Origin of the sequence: Methylobacterium phyllosphaerae, from assembly GCF_001936175.1 — a bacterium.
Taxonomy (GTDB): domain Bacteria; phylum Pseudomonadota; class Alphaproteobacteria; order Rhizobiales; family Beijerinckiaceae; genus Methylobacterium; species Methylobacterium fujisawaense.
Genome location: NZ_CP015367.1, coordinates 622,758 through 638,813 on the forward strand (window position 1 = coordinate 622,758; position 16,056 = coordinate 638,813).

At 71.7% G+C, this 16,056-nt stretch carries 17 protein-coding genes; 10 read left to right on the forward strand and 7 right to left on the reverse strand.

Going from position 1 to position 16,056, the window contains the following annotated elements; translation table 11 throughout:
- Positions 1-50: 50 nt before the first annotated feature.
- On the reverse strand, positions 51-521 hold the full coding sequence (locus MCBMB27_RS02965; protein ID WP_051044695.1) for a hypothetical protein: 471 nt from the start codon (positions 519-521) through the stop codon (positions 51-53).
- 176 nt (positions 522-697) lie between these two features.
- On the opposite strand from MCBMB27_RS02965, the gene MCBMB27_RS02970 reads away from it, so the two are divergent.
- On the forward strand, positions 698-1,816 hold the full coding sequence (locus tag MCBMB27_RS02970; protein WP_075379814.1) for an NADH:flavin oxidoreductase/NADH oxidase: 1,119 nt from the start codon (positions 698-700) through the stop codon (positions 1,814-1,816).
- Between the two features lie 8 nt (positions 1,817-1,824).
- Here MCBMB27_RS02970 and MCBMB27_RS02975 read toward each other — a convergent pair whose 3' ends face one another.
- Positions 1,825-2,577, reverse strand: coding sequence for a phosphodiester glycosidase family protein (locus MCBMB27_RS02975; RefSeq protein WP_374701300.1), 753 nt, complete (start codon positions 2,575-2,577; stop codon positions 1,825-1,827).
- A gap of 221 nt (positions 2,578-2,798) precedes the next feature.
- Here MCBMB27_RS02975 and MCBMB27_RS02980 point away from each other — a divergent pair, with 221 nt between their 5' ends.
- From MCBMB27_RS02980 to MCBMB27_RS02990, 3 genes are all read left to right on the forward strand, one after another.
- A complete protein-coding gene (locus MCBMB27_RS02980; protein WP_075379815.1) occupies positions 2,799-3,338 on the forward strand; it encodes a hypothetical protein in 540 nt (179 codons plus the stop codon).
- Positions 3,339-3,465: 127 nt separating this feature from the next.
- Entirely contained in the window at positions 3,466-4,770 is a 1,305-nt protein-coding gene (locus MCBMB27_RS02985; protein ID WP_043383458.1) for an MFS transporter, read from the forward strand.
- A 2-nt stretch (positions 4,771-4,772) separates the two neighbouring features.
- Positions 4,773-5,642 (forward strand): amidohydrolase family protein, encoded by an 870-nt coding sequence (locus tag MCBMB27_RS02990; RefSeq protein WP_053609171.1) that lies wholly within the window; start codon positions 4,773-4,775, stop codon positions 5,640-5,642.
- 83 nt (positions 5,643-5,725) lie between these two features.
- Here MCBMB27_RS02990 and MCBMB27_RS02995 read toward each other — a convergent pair whose 3' ends face one another.
- Positions 5,726-5,923, reverse strand: coding sequence for a hypothetical protein (locus tag MCBMB27_RS02995; protein WP_075379816.1), 198 nt, complete (start codon positions 5,921-5,923; stop codon positions 5,726-5,728).
- 104 nt (positions 5,924-6,027) lie between these two features.
- Positions 6,028-6,588 (reverse strand): cupin domain-containing protein, encoded by a 561-nt coding sequence (locus MCBMB27_RS03000; protein WP_012318079.1) that lies wholly within the window; start codon positions 6,586-6,588, stop codon positions 6,028-6,030.
- A 167-nt stretch (positions 6,589-6,755) separates the two neighbouring features.
- Between MCBMB27_RS03000 and aptA the strand changes: the two genes are divergently transcribed.
- The gene (gene aptA, locus MCBMB27_RS03005) at positions 6,756-8,090 is read left to right on the forward strand and encodes an omega-aminotransferase AptA (protein ID WP_043347931.1); all 1,335 of its coding nucleotides are present in this window, start codon (positions 6,756-6,758) and stop codon (positions 8,088-8,090) included.
- A 231-nt stretch (positions 8,091-8,321) separates the two neighbouring features.
- A complete protein-coding gene (locus MCBMB27_RS03010; protein ID WP_043383463.1) occupies positions 8,322-9,383 on the forward strand; it encodes an SDR family oxidoreductase in 1,062 nt (353 codons plus the stop codon).
- Positions 9,384-9,489: 106 nt separating this feature from the next.
- Here MCBMB27_RS03010 and MCBMB27_RS03015 read toward each other — a convergent pair whose 3' ends face one another.
- On the reverse strand, positions 9,490-10,782 hold the full coding sequence (locus MCBMB27_RS03015; protein ID WP_075379817.1) for an ArgE/DapE family deacylase: 1,293 nt from the start codon (positions 10,780-10,782) through the stop codon (positions 9,490-9,492).
- A gap of 86 nt (positions 10,783-10,868) precedes the next feature.
- Positions 10,869-11,753: a LysR family transcriptional regulator gene (locus MCBMB27_RS03020; RefSeq protein ID WP_075379818.1), complete on the reverse strand. Its 885-nt coding sequence runs from the start codon at positions 11,751-11,753 to the stop codon at positions 10,869-10,871.
- A 136-nt stretch (positions 11,754-11,889) separates the two neighbouring features.
- On the opposite strand from MCBMB27_RS03020, the gene MCBMB27_RS03025 reads away from it, so the two are divergent.
- The 4 genes from MCBMB27_RS03025 to MCBMB27_RS03040 all read left to right on the forward strand — a co-directional run bounded on the left by MCBMB27_RS03025 (position 11,890) and on the right by MCBMB27_RS03040 (position 14,799).
- Complete coding sequence (locus MCBMB27_RS03025; RefSeq protein WP_075379819.1) at positions 11,890-12,873, forward strand: NAD(P)H-dependent flavin oxidoreductase; 984 nt, start codon at positions 11,890-11,892, stop codon at positions 12,871-12,873.
- Positions 12,874-12,983: 110 nt separating this feature from the next.
- Complete coding sequence (locus MCBMB27_RS03030) at positions 12,984-13,619, forward strand: L,D-transpeptidase (RefSeq protein WP_043347906.1); 636 nt, start codon at positions 12,984-12,986, stop codon at positions 13,617-13,619.
- 152 nt (positions 13,620-13,771) lie between these two features.
- Positions 13,772-14,257: an SRPBCC family protein gene (locus MCBMB27_RS03035; protein WP_043347923.1), complete on the forward strand. Its 486-nt coding sequence runs from the start codon at positions 13,772-13,774 to the stop codon at positions 14,255-14,257.
- 197 nt (positions 14,258-14,454) lie between these two features.
- Positions 14,455-14,799: a hypothetical protein gene (locus MCBMB27_RS03040; RefSeq protein WP_081948680.1), complete on the forward strand. Its 345-nt coding sequence runs from the start codon at positions 14,455-14,457 to the stop codon at positions 14,797-14,799.
- 258 nt (positions 14,800-15,057) lie between these two features.
- Here MCBMB27_RS03040 and fdhE read toward each other — a convergent pair whose 3' ends face one another.
- Entirely contained in the window at positions 15,058-16,053 is a 996-nt protein-coding gene (fdhE, locus tag MCBMB27_RS03045) for a formate dehydrogenase accessory protein FdhE (RefSeq protein ID WP_083683332.1), read from the reverse strand.
- Positions 16,054-16,056 lie beyond the last annotated feature (3 nt).

Sequence of the window (16,056 nt, forward strand, 5' to 3'; positions counted from 1 at the left end):
ACGGCGCGGCCGGTCCGCCGCGCCGTTACCGTCGGGCGCTCAGGAGGGTGTCAATCGGCGTCCGAATCGTCGGCGTCATCCTCCAGGCCGGCGGGGGCCGATCGGTCCAGCGCCGGCGCGTAGGCGTCCTGCGTCGCATTCGTCGAAACCGACGCCGGCACGCTCCGCGCGTTCGGGTCGGTCGGGATCAGGGTCGCGCTGGCCGCGACGAGGCCGGCCATCGAGCGGACGTCCTGGGGCTGGCGCGGATCGCGGGAGATCAACGTGGCCTCCCGCTGCAGACGGAGATTGCAGGCCTGCGAGGGCAGCCCGCCATTCGGCGTGCAGGCATCGTGGCGGGCGCAGGCGGCGTCGAGGGCATCGATCGGCGGCAGCGGGGCGTTGTTGCCCGGACCGCAATAATTGCCGTGAACGAGCATCTTGGGTCCGCCGAAGGCGGCCGGCTGGGCATATGACGGCGCCGCGAGGGCGGCGCAGCCGGCGGCCAGAAGGAGCGAGGCGGCAAGTTTCGTGATCATCATTCAGGACCTCGGGCGATCTCGCCCCCTCAGGCGGTTCGCGTCGTGGCGACAGCGTCAGAAACGGTCAGCCACATCGGCGAGTTCCCGAACCCCCAGCCGCAGGGCTGACCTGCCGCAGCGCGCTGGCCGGCGCGGCCGTCCTGCGCCAGATTGACCGGACGCATCCGGAGCCACCCATGACTGCACGCCTGTTCGAACCGCTGGTTCTCGACGCGCTCACGCTCGAGAACCGCATCCTGATCGCCCCGATGTGCCAGTATTCGGCCCGGGACGGCGAAGCCACCGACTGGCACATGATGCATCTGGGACAGCTCGCCATGTCGGGGGCGGGCCTGCTCACCCTGGAGGCGACCGCGGTCTCGCCGGAAGCCCGGATCACCGCCTGGGACCTCGGCCTGTACAACGACGGCTGCGAGCGGGCGCTCGGCCGCGTGCTCGACGCGGTGCGCGAATACGCGCCGATCCCGATCTGCATCCAGATCGCCCATGCCGGCCGCAAGGCATCGAGCGCGGCGCCCTGGGCCGGCGGCCAGCAGATCCCGCCGGAGCATCCCTACGGCTGGCGCACCGAGGCGCCCTCGGCGGTGGCGCACGGGGAGGACGAGGTCCCACCCCACGCCCTCGACGTCGCCGACCTGAAGCGCGTCCGCGACGAGTTCGTTGCGACCGCCAAGCGGGCCGTCCGGCTCGGCATCGAGGCCGTGGAGTTGCACGGCGCCCACGGCTACCTGCTGCACCAGTTCCTGTCGCCGATCGCCAATAAGCGGACGGACGCCTACGGCGGCAGCCTCGAGAACCGCATGCGCTTTCCCCTCGAGGTCTACGACGCGGTGCGCGACGTCGTCCCGGCGGGCAGCCCGGTCTGGCTGCGCGTCTCGGCTACCGACTGGGTCGAGGACGGCTGGGACCTCGACGAGACCGTGGCGCTGGCCCAGGCGCTGAAGCGCGCGGGCTCGCCGGCGCTCCATGTCTCGACGGGCGGCGTCTCGCCGAAACAGGCGATCAAGCTCGGGCCGGGCTACCAAGTGCCCTATGCCGAGCGGATCAAGGCCGAGACCGGGCTCACCACCATCGCGGTGGGGCTGATCACGGAAGCCCGGCAGGCGGAGACGATCCTGCAGGAGGACAGGGCGGACGCGATCTCGCTGGCCCGCGCCATGCTGTACGATCCGCGCTGGCCCTGGCACGCGGCCGCCGAACTCGGAGCCCGCGTGCGGGCGCCCAAGCAGTACTGGCGCTCGCAGCCGCGGGAGTTCAAGGACCTGTTCAAGGACACGGCCTTCGGGCAGCGCTGAGGCCACCCTCAGCGCGGCAACGCCCCGACGAGCGGCCCCAGAGGCCGGCTGATGTCGGCGCGGCCGAGATTCGGCGCGTAGAGGCTCGAGACCGATCCGTCGAGGAACAGGGCATTGCGGCAGCCGAGATCGTCCCGGAACAGCCGCGCGAAGGCCCCGAAGGTCACCGGGCGCTCGGAGATGGCGAAGATCGCGACGTGCCCGTCGCCGGGCACGCCGACGCCGTTGCGGATCTTCTGGCTCGGCCCGTCGGCGGCGATCTTCGGGTGGATCTGGCCGTCGATCACCAGCATCGGTCCGGACTGCGTGGCGAAATCCGGGCGCATCTTCGCGCGGAGATAGCGGGCGGTGTCGGCCACTCCGGCGCGCTCGCCCTTCACCCAGAAGATCCCGTTGGGCTTGAGGTGGAAATTGCCCGGCCCGTCCGCCGTGGAGGCGCGCTTCAGCTCGTGGCCGTCCTCGATGTAGAGGCCCACCGGCGCCTGGTCCTTGTCGTACATGCCGGCATTCATCGCGAAGGCGAGACGGCCGCCCTGCTTCTCGGCGAGGGTGCCGAGGGCGCCGTAGGGCTTTCCGTCGTCCGAGAGCCAGAACAGCCGCAGCCGCTGCCGCCGCAGGTCGATGGTGCAGACCGTGAAGGTCTCGCCCTGCGCCTCCACCGGCCGGCACGGTTCCGCCGCCGCCGGGGTCGCCGCCCGGGCCGGGGCCGCCAAGGCGAGCAGCGCGATCAACAGGGCGTGAGCCGGTCGCAACATCATCATTCGTTCCATGCAGCTCGGGGACGGCGAGTCGGGGACGGCGAAGCTAGATCGGCGCGCGTCTCGCTCTGGAAAGCGGCGATTTTCGTGTCTCGGCCCGACCGGGACGCGTCAGGGGATCTCGCGTGGATCTCGCGGCTCCGCGCCGCGGGGCGGGGCTGGACCGTTTTGCCGATTCGCACGTTCTTAGCCGCAGAGGGCATTTTTTCCACGGAGATGACGTGATGAAGGGTGCAGTGCTCGGATCGGCCCTGCTGGCGGCGGGTGCACTGGTTCTGGCGCCGGCCAGCGCGGACGCGCGCGGCTTCGGCGGCGGCGGCTTCCATGGCGGCGGCTTCGGAGGCGGGTTCCACGGCGGCGGCTTCGGCGGCGGCGGCTTCCGTGGCGGCGGCTTCCGTGGCGGCGGGTTCGGGGGATTCCGCAACGGCGGCTTCGGCGGCGGCTTCCGCGGCGCCGGCTTCCGTCCGGGCGGCTTCGGCTACGGCCGCGGCTTCTACGGTCGGGGATACGGCTGGCGGGGCGGCTACGGCTATCGCGGCGGCTACGGCTACGGCCTCGGCGGCCTGGGTCTCGGCGTCGGGCTCGGCCTCGCGGCCGGCAGCCTCTACGGCGGCTATGGCTACGGCTATCCGGGCTACGGCTACGGCGGCTACTACGCGCCGGCCGCCTACGATTACGGCTACGGCGGCGGCTGCTACACCGTCCCGCGGGTGCGCTGGACCCCCTACGGCTACCGCCGGGTCCTGGTCGAACGCTGCTACTGAGCGTCATCGACAACGAAAAGAATGGGACAGGCCGCCTCCGGGCGGCCTTTTCCTTGCGTGGCCCGCCGCATCGTTGGACAGCTCAGCCTGGGACGCCGATACTGGTATCCGGCGGCGGGAGACGGTGATGAGTTCAGCAACCGGGCAGGGGCGCGCGGCCGTGGAGGTGGTCGAGATCCGCGACGCCAGCCTCACCGCCTTCTATCGTTCGATGACCCCGCCGGAGCGGCACACCTTCTGGGCCTGCGCGGCCGGCTGGTGCCTCGACGGCATGGACTTCATGATCTACCCGCTGGTGATCGGGACGATCATGGCCCTCTGGCACGTGGATGCCGGCACGGCCGGTCTCGCCGCCACGGTGACGCTGCTGGCCTCGGCGCTGGGCGGCTGGCTCGCGGGCTTCATCGCCGACCGGATCGGCCGAGTTCTGACCCTGCAGATCACCATCCTGTGGTTCTCCTTCTTCTCCCTGCTCTGCGCCTTCGTGCAGAATTTCGAGCAGCTCCTCGTGGCCCGGGCGATCCTGGGCCTCGGCTTCGGCGGCGAGTGGGCGGCCGGCGCCGTGCTGATCGGCGAGACCATCCGGGCCGAGTATCGCGGCCGGGCGGTCGGCTCCGTCCAGTCCGGCTGGGCCATCGGCTGGGGGCTGGCGGTCCTGTCGCAGGCGGTGACCTTCTCGCTGCTGCCCCCCGAGATCGCCTGGCGCTGGATGTTCGCGGTGGGCGCCCTGCCGGCCCTGCTGATCTTCTACCTGCGCCGCTACGTCCAGGAGCCGCAGGTCGCCGCCGAGACCCGCGCCCGGGCCATCGCCACCGGCGACCGGCCGAAGATCTGGGAGATTTTTTCCGGGCCGATCCTCAAGACCACCCTGCTCGCCTCGCTGGCGGCGGCGGGCTGCCAGGGCGGCTATTACGCGATCACCACCTGGGTTCCGCGCTTCCTCACCACCGAGCGCGGCCTGTCGGTGGTGTCCTCCACCGGCTACCTCGCGGCGCTGATCATCGGCTCGTTCACCGGCTACCTGGTCGGCGCCTGGCTCGCCGACCGGCTCGGGCGGCGGCCGCTGTTCCTGATCTTCTCGCTGGGCGCCATCGCGGTGATCGTCGCCTACACGCAGATCCCGCTCTCCAACAGCGTGCTCTGGGTGCTGGGCTTCCCCCTCGGGTTCTTCGCCTCCGGCTACTTCTCCGGCATGGGCGCCTTCCTGACCGAGCTCTACCCGACCCGCCTGCGCGGCTCGGGGCAGGGCTTCTGCTACAATTTCGGCCGGGGCGTCGGCGCCCTGTTCCCGGCGCTGGTCGGCTTCCTCGCCGAGCGCGCCGGCCTCGCCTCGGCCATCGCGATCTTCGCGGCCATCGCCTACGGGATCTTCTTCCTGGCGGCCTTCGCGCTGCCCGAGACCCGCGGCCGGGTCCTGCACGCGGATACCTGACCATGCCGGAGATCCGAGACTGCCCCGCCCCGGATCTGCATCCGGGCGGGCCCACCCGCTACCGGGTGCCCGCCGGCGCGGTCGACACCCACGCCCACGTGATCGGCCTGCCGCCGGCCTATCCGCTGGTGGCCGACCGCAGCTACACGCCCCCGGCCGCCCCGGCGGACCGGTATCTCGCGATGCTCGACGCCACCGGCATGGCCAACGGCGTGCTGGTCCAGGTCAGCGTCCACGGCACCGACAACCGGCTGATGGTGGAGACGCTCCGGGCCAACCGGGAGCGTCTGCGCGGCATCGCGGTGATCCCGCTCGGCCTGCCCGACGGGGAACTCGCCGCCCTCAAGGAGGCCGGGGTGGTCGGCCTGCGGCTCAACGTTCTGTTCGGCGGCGGGGTCGGGCTGGGTCAGGTCGAGTCCTACGGGGCGCTCGCCCGCGAGATGGGCTGGCACCTCCAGTTCCTGCTCGATGCCCGTGAACTGCCGCCCATCGCGGGCCGCCTGTCGCGGCTGCCGGTGCCGCTGGTCTTCGACCATATGGGCCACATGCCGACCTCGGCCGGCGTGGACCATCCGGGCTTCCGGGCGCTGCTCGGCCTCGTCGCCGACGGCAACTGGGTGAAGCTGTCGGGCGCCTTCCGGGATTCCGTGACCGGTCCGCCCTACGCCGACACGATCCCGTTCGCCCGCGCCCTCAACGACGCCGCCCCCGAGCGCTGTCTCTGGGGCTCGGACTGGCCGCACGTGGCCGCCTGGGACGGGCCGCCCCGGACCGCGACGCTCCTCGACCTGATGGCCGACTGGGTGCCGGACGCGGATCGGCGCCGGATGGTCTTCGCCGACAACCCGCGCCGGCTCTACGGATTCGGTTAGGGCAGGGGTTCAACGCCGGCCGAAGACCGTGCCGTCTGCGCGCGCGGAATTCGTTCGCGCTGCCGGCGAGGCGGGGGACCCGGTCAAACCCGCAGGTCGACGCTCAGTCCCTGTCCGGGGGGCGCCGGGGGACTGGCGTTCGCCGCGCTCTGGGCGCTGTCCGCGACGAGCCCGGCGACCGCCTTGTCGGCCGCGAGCTGCTGCTTGGCGACGGCGATGCCGATCTGCTGGTTCTGGGACGAGCCCAGCATCTGAACGGCGGTGGCGGCCAGGGTATCCATGGCCCTGTTCTAATCCTCCCGCCTGAATCCCGCGTTACGCAGATCCGGGGCTTTCGAGCGAATCCGGATCAATCGCCCCGGACGGCACCGCGGGCGGCCTGCCGTCAGAAGCTCGGCGGCGTGCAGGCGCTCACCACCTCGCAGGGGTTGGGCCCGACGCAGCGGAACCGGTGCGGGCGGCGGCTGTCGAAGCTGTAGGCGTCGCCGGGGCCGAGGATCCGGCGCTCGGCGTCCACCGTCACCTCCAGGCGGCCGGAGAGCACGATGCCACCCTCCTCGCCCTCGTGGGAGAGCGGCACCCGGCCGGTATCGGCCCCGGGCTCGTAGCGCTCCTTGAGGATCTGGAGCTTGCGCCCGAACAGGCTGTCGCCGACCTGGCGGTACGAGATCGCCCCCTTGGCGGCCCGGCGGCCGATCTCGGTCAGCTCCTCGGCGGCGAAGAACGCCTTGCGCTCCGGCTCCGGCTCCAGGGCGAAGAACTCGGCCATGCCGATCGGCACGCCGTCGAGGATCCGTTTGAGCGCGCCCACCGACGGGTTCACCCGGTTCGCCTCGATCAGCGAGATCGCCGAGTTGGTCACGCCGGCGCGCTTGGCGAGCGTCCGCTGCGACAGGCCGTGGCGGGCGCGCACGAAGCGCAGGCGCGCGCCGACATCGATGCTCATCCGGCTCAGGCCCGTTTCAGGTGTTGCGGATCCCGCAACGGTGCCACCCGCGGCCCCATTCCTGCAAGGGGTTGGCGGCGACCAGAAAAGGACTTGTTGCCCGATCGGCGAAGGTGTCCCCTGGTCCCGCCGCCCGATCCGCGCCGCCCGCCCCGGAGAACCGCCCCATGACCGACCATCCGCTCCGCAACACGCCCGCGATGGACGCCTTCTGGATGCCGTTCACGGCCAACCGCCAGTTCAAGGCGGCGCCACGCCTGCTCGTGTCGGCCGAGGGCATGCACTACACCGCCGATGACGGCCGCTCGGTCCTCGACGGCACCGCGGGCCTCTGGTGCGTCAATGCCGGCCACGGGCGCCGGGGCATCGCGGCGGCCGTGGAGCGCCAGCTCGCGACCCTCGACTTCGCCCCGACCTTCCAGATGGGCCACCCGATCGCGTTCGAATTCGCCGAACGCCTCGCCGAGATCGCCCCGGGCGGCCCCGACAAGCGCCTCGACCGGGTGTTCTTCACCAATTCCGGCTCGGAATCGGTCGACACGGCCCTCAAGATCGCGCTGGCCTACCAGCGGGCGATCGGGCAGGGGACCCGCACCCGGCTGATCGGCCGCGAGCGCGGCTATCACGGCGTCGGCTTCGGCGGGCTCTCGGTCGGCGGCATCGTATCGAACCGCCGGGTCTTCCCGCAACTCAACGGCACCGACCACCTGCGCCACACCCACGACCCGGCCCGCAACGCCTTCGTGAAGGGCCAGCCCGAGCACGGGGCGGAACTCGCCGAGGATCTGGAGCGGCTGGTGGCCCTCCACGGGGCCGAGACCATCGCGGCCTGCATCGTCGAGCCGGTGGCGGGCTCCACGGGCGTGCTGATCCCGCCGAAGGGCTACTTGGAGCGCCTGCGCGAAATCTGCACGAAGCACGGCATCCTGCTGATCTTCGACGAGGTCATTTCCGGATTTGGCCGCCTCGGCGCGCCGTTCGCGACCGACTTCTTCGGCGTCGTCCCCGACCTCGTGACCAGCGCCAAGGGCCTGACCAACGGCACGGTGCCGATGGGCGCGGTCTTCGCGAGCCGGGCGGTCCATGACGGGCTGATGCACGGCCCGGACGGGATCGAGCTGTTCCACGGCTACACCTATTCCGGGCATCCGGTCGCCTGCGCGGCCGGCATCGCCACGCTGGACATCTACCGGGACGAGGGGCTGCTGACCCGCGTCACCGACATCGCCGACGACTGGGCCGCGGCGATGCACGACCTGCGCGGGCGCAAGAACGTCATCGACATCCGCACCATCGGGCTGATCGCCGGCATCGAGCTGGCGCCGCGGCCGGACGCGCCCGGCAAGCGCGCCTACGAGGTGTTCGTCGACTGCTTCGAGCGCGGCCTGCTCACCCGGGTGACCGGCGACATCATCGCCCTGTCGCCGCCGCTGATCATCGAGCGCGGCCAGATCGGCGAGATCGTGGACGTCCTGGGCGCGGCGATCGACCGGGCCGCCTGAGAGCCCTCTCGGTCTCTGCGAGCGCAGCGAAGCAATCCAGGGTCGCGCCACGCTTAAGGATGTCGCGCTGCCCTGTGTCGCGTCGCTGCGCACGCGGTGACGGAGAGGGGTGACGCGATCCCGCAACCCTTGCGGTCCGCACAGGCGCCCCCGGCGCGCGGTGGGGTTGTCGCGACACTGCCGACGCCCATCTGCCCCGGACCCGGATTTGAGCCGGGCATGAGGGTTTCTATGTCGAACACCGCCCTGATCGTCGGCGCCAGCGGCATCGTCGGCAGCGCCACCGCGGCGCTGCTCCATCAGGAGGGCTGGCAGGTTGCCGGCCTCGCCCGTCACCCGGTGCGGCAGGACGGCGTCGCGCCGGTGGCCGGCGACCTGCAGGATCCGGCCTCCCTGGCGCGGGCGCTCGCCGACATCGCCCCGTCCCACGTGTTCCTGGCGACCTGGCAGCGGCGTCCCACCGAGGCGGAGATGATCCGCATCAACCGGGCCATGATCGAGAACCTGCTCGAGGCCCTGCGCCCGAAGGGCAGCGTCCGCCACGTCGCCCTGGTGACGGGGCTGAAGCACTATCTCGGCCCGTTCGAGGCCTACGGCAAAGGCCGCCTGCCGCAGACGCCGTTCCGCGAGGACCAGGGCCGGCTCGATATCGAGAACTTCTATTACGCCCAGGAGGACGCGGTCTTCGCGGCCGCCGCGCGCGACGGCTTCACCTGGAGCGTCCACCGCCCGCACACGATCATCGGCAAGGCGGTGGGCAACGCCATGAACATGGGCACGACGCTCGCCTGCTACGCCACCCTGTGCCGGGAGCTGGGGCGGCCGTTCGTGTTCCCGGGCTCGGCCGTACAGTGGAACGGGCTCACCGACATGACCGACGCGCGGTTGCTCGCCCGCCAGCTGCTCTGGGCCTCCACGGAGCCGAAGGCGGCGAACGAAGCCTTCAACGTCGTCAACGGCGACGTCTTCCGCTGGAGCTGGATGTGGGGCCGGATCGCCGACTGGTTCGGGATCGAGGCGGTGCCCTTCGACGGCACGCACCGGCCGCTCGAGCCCCGGATGGCGCAGGACGGGCCGGCCTGGGCGGAGATCGCCGCGCGGCATGGGCTCGCCGAGCCGAACCTCGAGAAGCTGGCCTCCCCCTGGCACACGGATGCCGATCTCGGCCGGCCGATCGAGGTCGTCACCGACATGAGCAAGAGCCGGCGCCTCGGCTTCACGGCCTACCAGCCCACGGACGACGCGTTCTTCGACCTGTTCGGCCGGCTCCGGGCGGACCGGCTGATCCCCTGAGCCGGGGCTGTCCGGTCAGCGCGCGTCGCGCTGCAAAGAAAGCACGCGCACCAAGCCCTCTCCCCTGCGGGGGAGGGAACCCGCCCCCGACCCCGGCCTGCCGACCTCAGGCGGCCTTGCGCTCGGTCCCGCACCACTCGGCCACGAACAGCGCCATGGCGGTGGTGCAGCGTTGCACGGAGGCCAAGCTCACCCGCTCGTCGAAGCCGTGGATGTTCTGGGCGGTCGGACCGTAGCAGAGCGCCGGCACCCGGTCGTAGAGGGCGTGCACGCGGGTATCGAGGTAGGAGGGCGACGTGAAGCTCTGCAGCGGCGAACCGATCGCCCGCGCGTGGGCGCGGCCGAGCACGGCCTCGGCCTCGGAGCCCGCCTCCAGCACGTAGCCCTCGACGAAGAAGCCGTTGAAGACCACGCGCGGCGGATTGTTGGCCAGGAACGGGTCGCTACGGGCGAAGCGCGACACCGCCGCCTCGATCTCGGCGGCGGCCTGGGCGGCGGTCACGCCCGGATAGAGCGCGATGCGGCAGTGGATCCGGCACCAGGCCGGGACCGAGGAGGCCCAGTCGCCGCCCTCGATCTTGCCGATATTGAGATTGATCGGGTGGTCCTCGTTCTCGAAATGCGGGTGCGCGCTCGTCTCGGCGTTCCAGCGGGCCTCGACCTCCCGGAGCGCGCCGATCACCCGGTAGGTGGCGTCGATGGCGTTGGCGCCCGCCCCCATCTCGCGGACGTGGACCGGCACGCCCCGGACCTCCACGGCGAACCAGAGCACGCCGGTATTGGCGCGCACGAGCTTCTCGTCCTCGGGCTCGGGGATCAGCACGGCGTCGGCCCGGTAGCCGCGCAGATGGCTCATCAGCGCGCCGTTGCCGGTCGATTCCTCCTCGACCACCGACTGCACCGTCACGGAGGCCGCCGGCTGCAGGCCGAGGCGGGCCAGGGCGTCGAGGGCGAACAGGTTCGCGGCGTGTCCCGCCTTCATGTCGCCGGCCCCGCGGCCGTATAGCCAGTCGCCCTCGACTACCGGGTCGAAGGGCCGATGGGTCCAGAGATCGAGCGGGCCGGTCGGCACCACGTCGACATGCGCCTGCAGGATCAGCGAGCGCCCGGTCTCGGTGTTCGGGCGGTGGTGGCAGACGACGATCGGCGCGTCCGAATGGAGGGCGTCATCGATCTTGGAGCCCCCCGGATGCGCCGCGATGGCGGCGCGGTCCATGGCGAAGCGCTCGGTCGCGTAGCCCCGGGCGCGGAATTGCGCGAAGACGTAATCCTGGCAGGCATGCTCCGCGCCCCGCAGGGAGGCGAACCGGACCAGAGCCTGCGTGTGGGCGACCTGATCGGCAAAGCCCTCCGCCACGGACGCTTCGATCTCGGCGGCGAGGGTGGGGTCGAGGGCCATGGGAACTCCGAACCGTCTGTGGCCGAAGGAGGCCCCCGGGCTCGGGCCGCTGTCAACCGGCGGTCGGTGAGGCATGGTCCGTGCCGTCAGGCCGGGAAGGCTGCGCGGATCTGCTCGGCAAACCGCATGAACGCCGCGCTCGGCTGGCTGTCCCTGCGGTGGACCAGCAGGGTCTGGGCATGTCCGTCGCCATCCGGAAGCGGATGGACCGATACGCGCCCGGCGCGGCGGGCGGGCTCCGCGACGACGCGCGGGATCAACGTCACGCCCAATCCGGCGGCCACGCAGCCGAGGATGCCGTCGAGGGTCCCGAATTCCATGCGGCGGACATGCACGAGGCCCTGCCGGGCCAGAAAGTCCTCCAGGCGCCTCCGGTACGTGCAGCCGGCCCGGAACACGAGCACCTTCGCCTCCCGCGCGCGGCCCAGCCGGTCGAGCAGCGCCGCCGGGTCGCCGACGGCCGGATGCGCCACCAGCACCAGGTCCTCCGTGAGCACCGGGATCGCGACGAGGTCGGCCTGAATGACCGGACCGGCGACGAAAGCCCCTTCGAGGACCCTGTCGAGAACCCGGGCGATCAGCTGCTCCGTCGGGCCGGTCTCCAGCTCGATGTCCACCTCCGGGTGGCGGGCGGCGAAGGCGGCGAGCGGACCGGGCAGGCGCAGGGCCGCGGTCGTCTCCATGGCGCCGACCCGCAGCGGTCCGCGCGGCTCGCCCTCGGAGAGCAGCGCATGCCGCGCCTCCGACAGCAGCCGCCCGACCTGGATCGCGTAGGGCAGGAGCCGCTCTCCGGCCCGGGTCAGCGTCACCCCACGGCTGCCGCGGTGGAAGAGCGGCACCTGCAGGGCCTGCTCCAGCGCCCGGATCCGCCCGGTGACGTTCGACTGCACGGTGTTGAGCCGGGCCGCCGCGCGCCCGATGCCGCCGGTCTCGGCGACGGCGGCGAAGAACATCAGGTCGGTGCTGTTCATGCCATCTGCTTTCGCGATGACATCCTTCTGAAGGAATCATTTTTTCTGCGTCAAGCGGGTCGATAAGCCTGAGATCCCGTCGGCGGCGCCGCGTGCGCGACCGAGGGTCGAGCCGGATGCGAAGCGGGGAGGGACCATGGCTCTGAGGACACGACTCACCGAGGCGTTCGGGCTGCGCCATCCGGTCGTGCTGGCCCCCATGGACCCGGCATCGGGCGGGGCCCTGGCTGCGGCCGTGAGCGCGGCCGGCGGACTCGGGCTGATCGGCGGCGGCTACGGCGATCACGACCGGCTCCAGCGGGAGTTCGCCGCCGCCGGCAACCAACGGGTCGGCTGCGGCTTCATCACGTGGTCCATGGCCCGGGACCCGTCGCTCCTCGACGCGGTGCTCGCCCGCGCCCCCGCTGCCCTGATGCTCTCCTTCGCCGATCCCGCCCCCTTCGCCGCGCGGATCCGGGCGGCCGGCGTGCCCCTGATCTGCCAGGTTCACACCCTCGCGCATGCCCGGCGCGCCCTGGAGGTCGGTGCGGCCGTCGTGGTCGCCCAGGGGACGGAGGCTGGCGGCCACGGGCTCGCCGCGCGCGGGACGATGGCCTTCGTGCCCGTCGTCGCCGATCTGATCGCCCGGGAGCACCCGGAGACCCTGCTGCTGGCGGCGGGCGGCATCGCCGATGGCCGCGGTCTCGCCGCAGCCCTGGCCCTCGGGGCCGACGGCGTGCTCGTGGGCACGCGGTTCTGGGCGACCCGGGAAGCCCTGATCCACCCGGCCGCGAAGCAGCGGGTGCTCGCCGCGACCGGCGACGACACGGTGCGCACGCGGGTCTACGACATCGCCCGGCAGCGGCCCTGGCCGGCATCCTATACCGGCCGGCTCCTGCGCAACGCCTTCATCGACACCTGGCACGGCCGCGAGGACGCGCTTCACGCGGCCGCCGCCGAGCGGCGACGGGACGTGGAGGAGGCCGACGCGGCGGGCGATTACGATGTCGCCAACGTCACGGTCGGGGAGGCCGTCGGGCTGATCGAGGATCTGCCCGGGGCCGGCGACGTGGTGCGGCGGATCGCCGACGAGGCGGAGGCCGCGATCCGCCGCAGCGCCGGCCACATGGCGGCGCCGTGACGGCCTCGGCAAAGCGTGACTACGCAGGGCCGGAGCCGGCCGGAACCTCGGCGTTGCCAACGGCTTAGCGTGACGGCAAACCACCGCGGTTGTTCACGCCGGAGTCGTCCATGCGTATCGGTCTGATCTCGGTCCTGTCCGGCCTGCTCCTGTGGAGCGCGACCCCAGGCGCAGCCCGTGCGGATGTGGTCGTGAACGTCGACAAGACCACCCAGCGCATGGAGGTCTCGGTCAACGGCCAGCCGCGTTATTCCTGGCCCGTTTCCACCGGCGTCGCGAGCTACGACACCCCGTCCGGCTCCTACCGGCCCTTCCGGATGGAGCGGACGCATTTCTCGAAGGAGTGGGACGACGCCCCCATGCCCTTCGCGATGTTCTTCACCACCCAGGGCCACGCCATTCACGGCACCAACCATGTCCGCAGCCTGGGGCGTGCGGCCTCGCATGGCTGCGTGCGCCTGTCGGTGCGCAACGCCGCGACCCTGTTCAACCTCGTCAAGGCCGAGGGCGTCGGCCGGACGCGAGTCGTGATCGAGGGCGCGGACGTCCCGATGGCGGATCGGGGCCAGCGGGGGACGCGCGTCGCCCGCCGCCGCAACCCCTATCAGCCGGACGATCTGCTGGCGGACAACGATCAGATGGGCCGCCGGTCCCTGCCGGCGTATTATCGTCCCGTCGGGTCCGGCTACGCGCCGGCAACCGTCTACGGATACCCGGCCGAGACCGACGGGATGGACGGCTGGTAGCCCGGCCTCGGACGGCATCGTCCAGGCACGATCGTCATGCGCGGCCGCCGCGACCCATTGCCGAGAGCGTGATGCCGGCCTAGCTCCTGCGCGGCCATCAGAGCCCCTCGCGGCCGCTGCTGCGATTTCAGACGGACGGAGACACCCCCAAGATGCCCTTCGCTTTCTGCCGCTCCCTCCCTTTTGCCGCCCTGGCGCTCGCGGCGGCCACCGTGCCGGGTTACGCCCTCGAGGTGACGCGCTCGGCCGACATCGCCGCGCCCCCGGCCAAGGTCTGGCAGACCATCGGCGAGTTCTGCGGCATCGGTGACTGGCATCCCGCCATCGAGAAGTGCGTCCTGTCCGACAAGGACGGCATGAAGGTCCGCACCCTCAGCCTGAAGGGCGGCGGCACCATCAAGGAGGAGCAGGTCTCCCGGGACGACAAGGTGATGAGCTACACCTACACGATCCTGGAGAGCCCGCTGCCGGTCTCGGACTACAAGTCGACGCTCTCGGTCGCCCCCGCGGAATCCGGCTCAAAAGTGACCTGGACCGGGACCTTCAACGCCAAGGGCGCGCCGGACACGGTCGCCAAGGACGCGATCCAGGGCATCTACGATTCCGGCCTGAAGGCGATCTCCGAGAAAGCGAAGTAGGCTCCGTCACGATTCGGAGCGCGCTGCCGGACCCGGTCGGCGGCAGCGCGCGCCAACCTCTTCTGAAGACAGCCTGTTTCGCGGTCTCGACCCTGAACGCCCGCCGGCCGCGCCCGATCGGCCTGCGGCCGGGGCGATTGACCCACTGCCAAGCTCGGCTCACAACCCCGGCGGCGCAGCCCGTGCGCCCCAACAGGATGACAGCCGTGCCCGCGTCCCGTCGATCGATGCGTCTCAGCCTCGCCGCCCTCGCCGTCGCGGCGTTGGGCGCCTGTCAGCAGCGCGCTGCGCCTGCGGTCTCCGAGCCCTCGCCCGTCATTCCGGCCCCGATCGTCCTGCCGACGGGCAGCGGCTGCGGCCCTGAGATCGCCCGGACCAAGGCGATCGTCGACAGCGACGTGGCCACCGGCAATCTCAACAAGCCCGTGGGCGACCGCTTCGGCGCCGACCTCGCCCAGGCCGCGGCGGAATGCGCGGCCGGCAAGTCCGGCGAAGCCCTGCACCTGCTCGCCGCCGCCAAGAGCCGGTATGGCTATCGCTGATCGGACCGCGGCCGGTCCGACCCGCTCGCGCAGGATCGGCCGCATCCCCTTGGCGGGCTGAGCTTTGCGGCATCACGAGCGGTTCCGACCCGCCCCCATCCGGAAGCGGTGGAGCGTTGCCGAGCCTGCACGAAGGGCCGTCCAGCCGGCCGCGCCGCTGCTTTCTGCAGGCCGCCGCCGCGGCCGTGGATGCGGGTGTGTTCGCACGGGGGTGCGATCCGGGACGTAAACCGCGCCGGAGCGGATGCCAGGGTCCGGCTAGATCACGAACAGCAGGTTCAGTCCGGCGCGCCGAAACCCTTCCTCGGCGATCTTCAGATCGAGCCCATAGGACGCGATGTCGTCCGCGACCGGGTCGAGGGTCGGCGCCCGGTGCTGGTGCAGGTGCTTGATGTAACTGTGGCAGGTCGTGCAGGTCTCGACCTGGACGTCCTTCGAGACCTCGTCGAGGCCGTAATAGCTGACGCCCTCGCCGTCGCCGCAGGCGGTGCAGCGGATCCGGACGTGATTCCAATACGTGCCGCAGAGCGAGCAACTCAGGTAACGCGCCTTGTCGGCCGGGGTCCAGGCGACGATGACGCTCGCCACAGGCGCGCCGCCGCAGCAGGGGCAGACCCCGTCGGCCACGGGCTTCAGGGTCTTCGTGTCGAGCCGCGCAGCCTGCTCGGCAAGACGGACCTGCAGGGCCGCCGAGACGAACACGCATTCGGCGATCCGGTCCACCGGCAGCGCCCCCTCGAAGACCTGGAGGGCCAGATCGAGGCGATCCTCCCGGGACGCCGCACGCAGGCTGTCGCGCGCCGCGACCGAGGCCTCAGGCGCCGTCGTGAGGTCGAGTTCGGCGAGCAGCGCCAGGAGCCCGTCGTCGAACCCCTGGTCCGCCTCGAGGCTATGCCGCGACAGGGGCGGCATGCCGTGCTCGCTCCGCAGCGCCAGATCGGAGGCCTCTGGAAGCGATGCCGGCGGCCCCTTCGCCTGGATCACGGCCTGAGCCCGGGCGACCTCGGCGACGAACCGGAGATAGGCCTCCATCGGATTCCCGGGGGCCGCCTCGAGAAGGCGCGCGGACCGGTCGGCGAACAGCCGTGCGGGATCGGGCAGGCGGACGAAGGGCACCGACCCGGAGATCCCGATCTTGTCGGGATCGGGCTTCAGCTCGTTGAAATCCCGGCGGCGGGGGCTCGTCGCGGGTGCTGCGGTCGGCGTCTCGTCCGCGGCCGGAGCCGCGGATTTCCGCTTGAAGAAACGGGCCAAGGC

What these genes read in the sequence shown, in the direction of transcription:
- MCBMB27_RS02995 (WP_075379816.1), bottom strand. Translation starts at nt 5,923, where the DNA reads ATGGATACCCTGGCCGCCACCGCCGTTCAGATGCTGGGCTCGTCCCAG.
- MCBMB27_RS03015 (WP_075379817.1), bottom strand. Translation starts at nt 10,782, where the DNA reads ATGGCCCTCGACCCCACCCTCGCCGCCGAGATCGAAGCGTCCGTGGCG.
- MCBMB27_RS02990 (WP_053609171.1), top strand. Translation starts at nt 4,773, where the DNA reads ATGCCGGAGATCCGAGACTGCCCCGCCCCGGATCTGCATCCGGGCGGG.
- MCBMB27_RS02965 (WP_051044695.1), bottom strand. Translation starts at nt 521, where the DNA reads ATGATGATCACGAAACTTGCCGCCTCGCTCCTTCTGGCCGCCGGCTGC.
- MCBMB27_RS02970 (WP_075379814.1), top strand. Translation starts at nt 698, where the DNA reads ATGACTGCACGCCTGTTCGAACCGCTGGTTCTCGACGCGCTCACGCTC.
- MCBMB27_RS03000 (WP_012318079.1), bottom strand. Translation starts at nt 6,588, where the DNA reads ATGAGCATCGATGTCGGCGCGCGCCTGCGCTTCGTGCGCGCCCGCCAC.
- aptA (WP_043347931.1), top strand. Translation starts at nt 6,756, where the DNA reads ATGACCGACCATCCGCTCCGCAACACGCCCGCGATGGACGCCTTCTGG.
- MCBMB27_RS02980 (WP_075379815.1), top strand. Translation starts at nt 2,799, where the DNA reads ATGAAGGGTGCAGTGCTCGGATCGGCCCTGCTGGCGGCGGGTGCACTG.
- MCBMB27_RS03035 (WP_043347923.1), top strand. Translation starts at nt 13,772, where the DNA reads ATGCCCTTCGCTTTCTGCCGCTCCCTCCCTTTTGCCGCCCTGGCGCTC.
- MCBMB27_RS03040 (WP_081948680.1), top strand. Translation starts at nt 14,455, where the DNA reads ATGACAGCCGTGCCCGCGTCCCGTCGATCGATGCGTCTCAGCCTCGCC.
- MCBMB27_RS03020 (WP_075379818.1), bottom strand. Translation starts at nt 11,753, where the DNA reads ATGAACAGCACCGACCTGATGTTCTTCGCCGCCGTCGCCGAGACCGGC.
- MCBMB27_RS03010 (WP_043383463.1), top strand. Translation starts at nt 8,322, where the DNA reads ATGTCGAACACCGCCCTGATCGTCGGCGCCAGCGGCATCGTCGGCAGC.
- MCBMB27_RS03025 (WP_075379819.1), top strand. Translation starts at nt 11,890, where the DNA reads ATGGCTCTGAGGACACGACTCACCGAGGCGTTCGGGCTGCGCCATCCG.
- MCBMB27_RS02975 (WP_374701300.1), bottom strand. Translation starts at nt 2,577, where the DNA reads ATGATGATGTTGCGACCGGCTCACGCCCTGTTGATCGCGCTGCTCGCC.
- MCBMB27_RS03030 (WP_043347906.1), top strand. Translation starts at nt 12,984, where the DNA reads ATGCGTATCGGTCTGATCTCGGTCCTGTCCGGCCTGCTCCTGTGGAGC.
- MCBMB27_RS02985 (WP_043383458.1), top strand. Translation starts at nt 3,466, where the DNA reads ATGAGTTCAGCAACCGGGCAGGGGCGCGCGGCCGTGGAGGTGGTCGAG.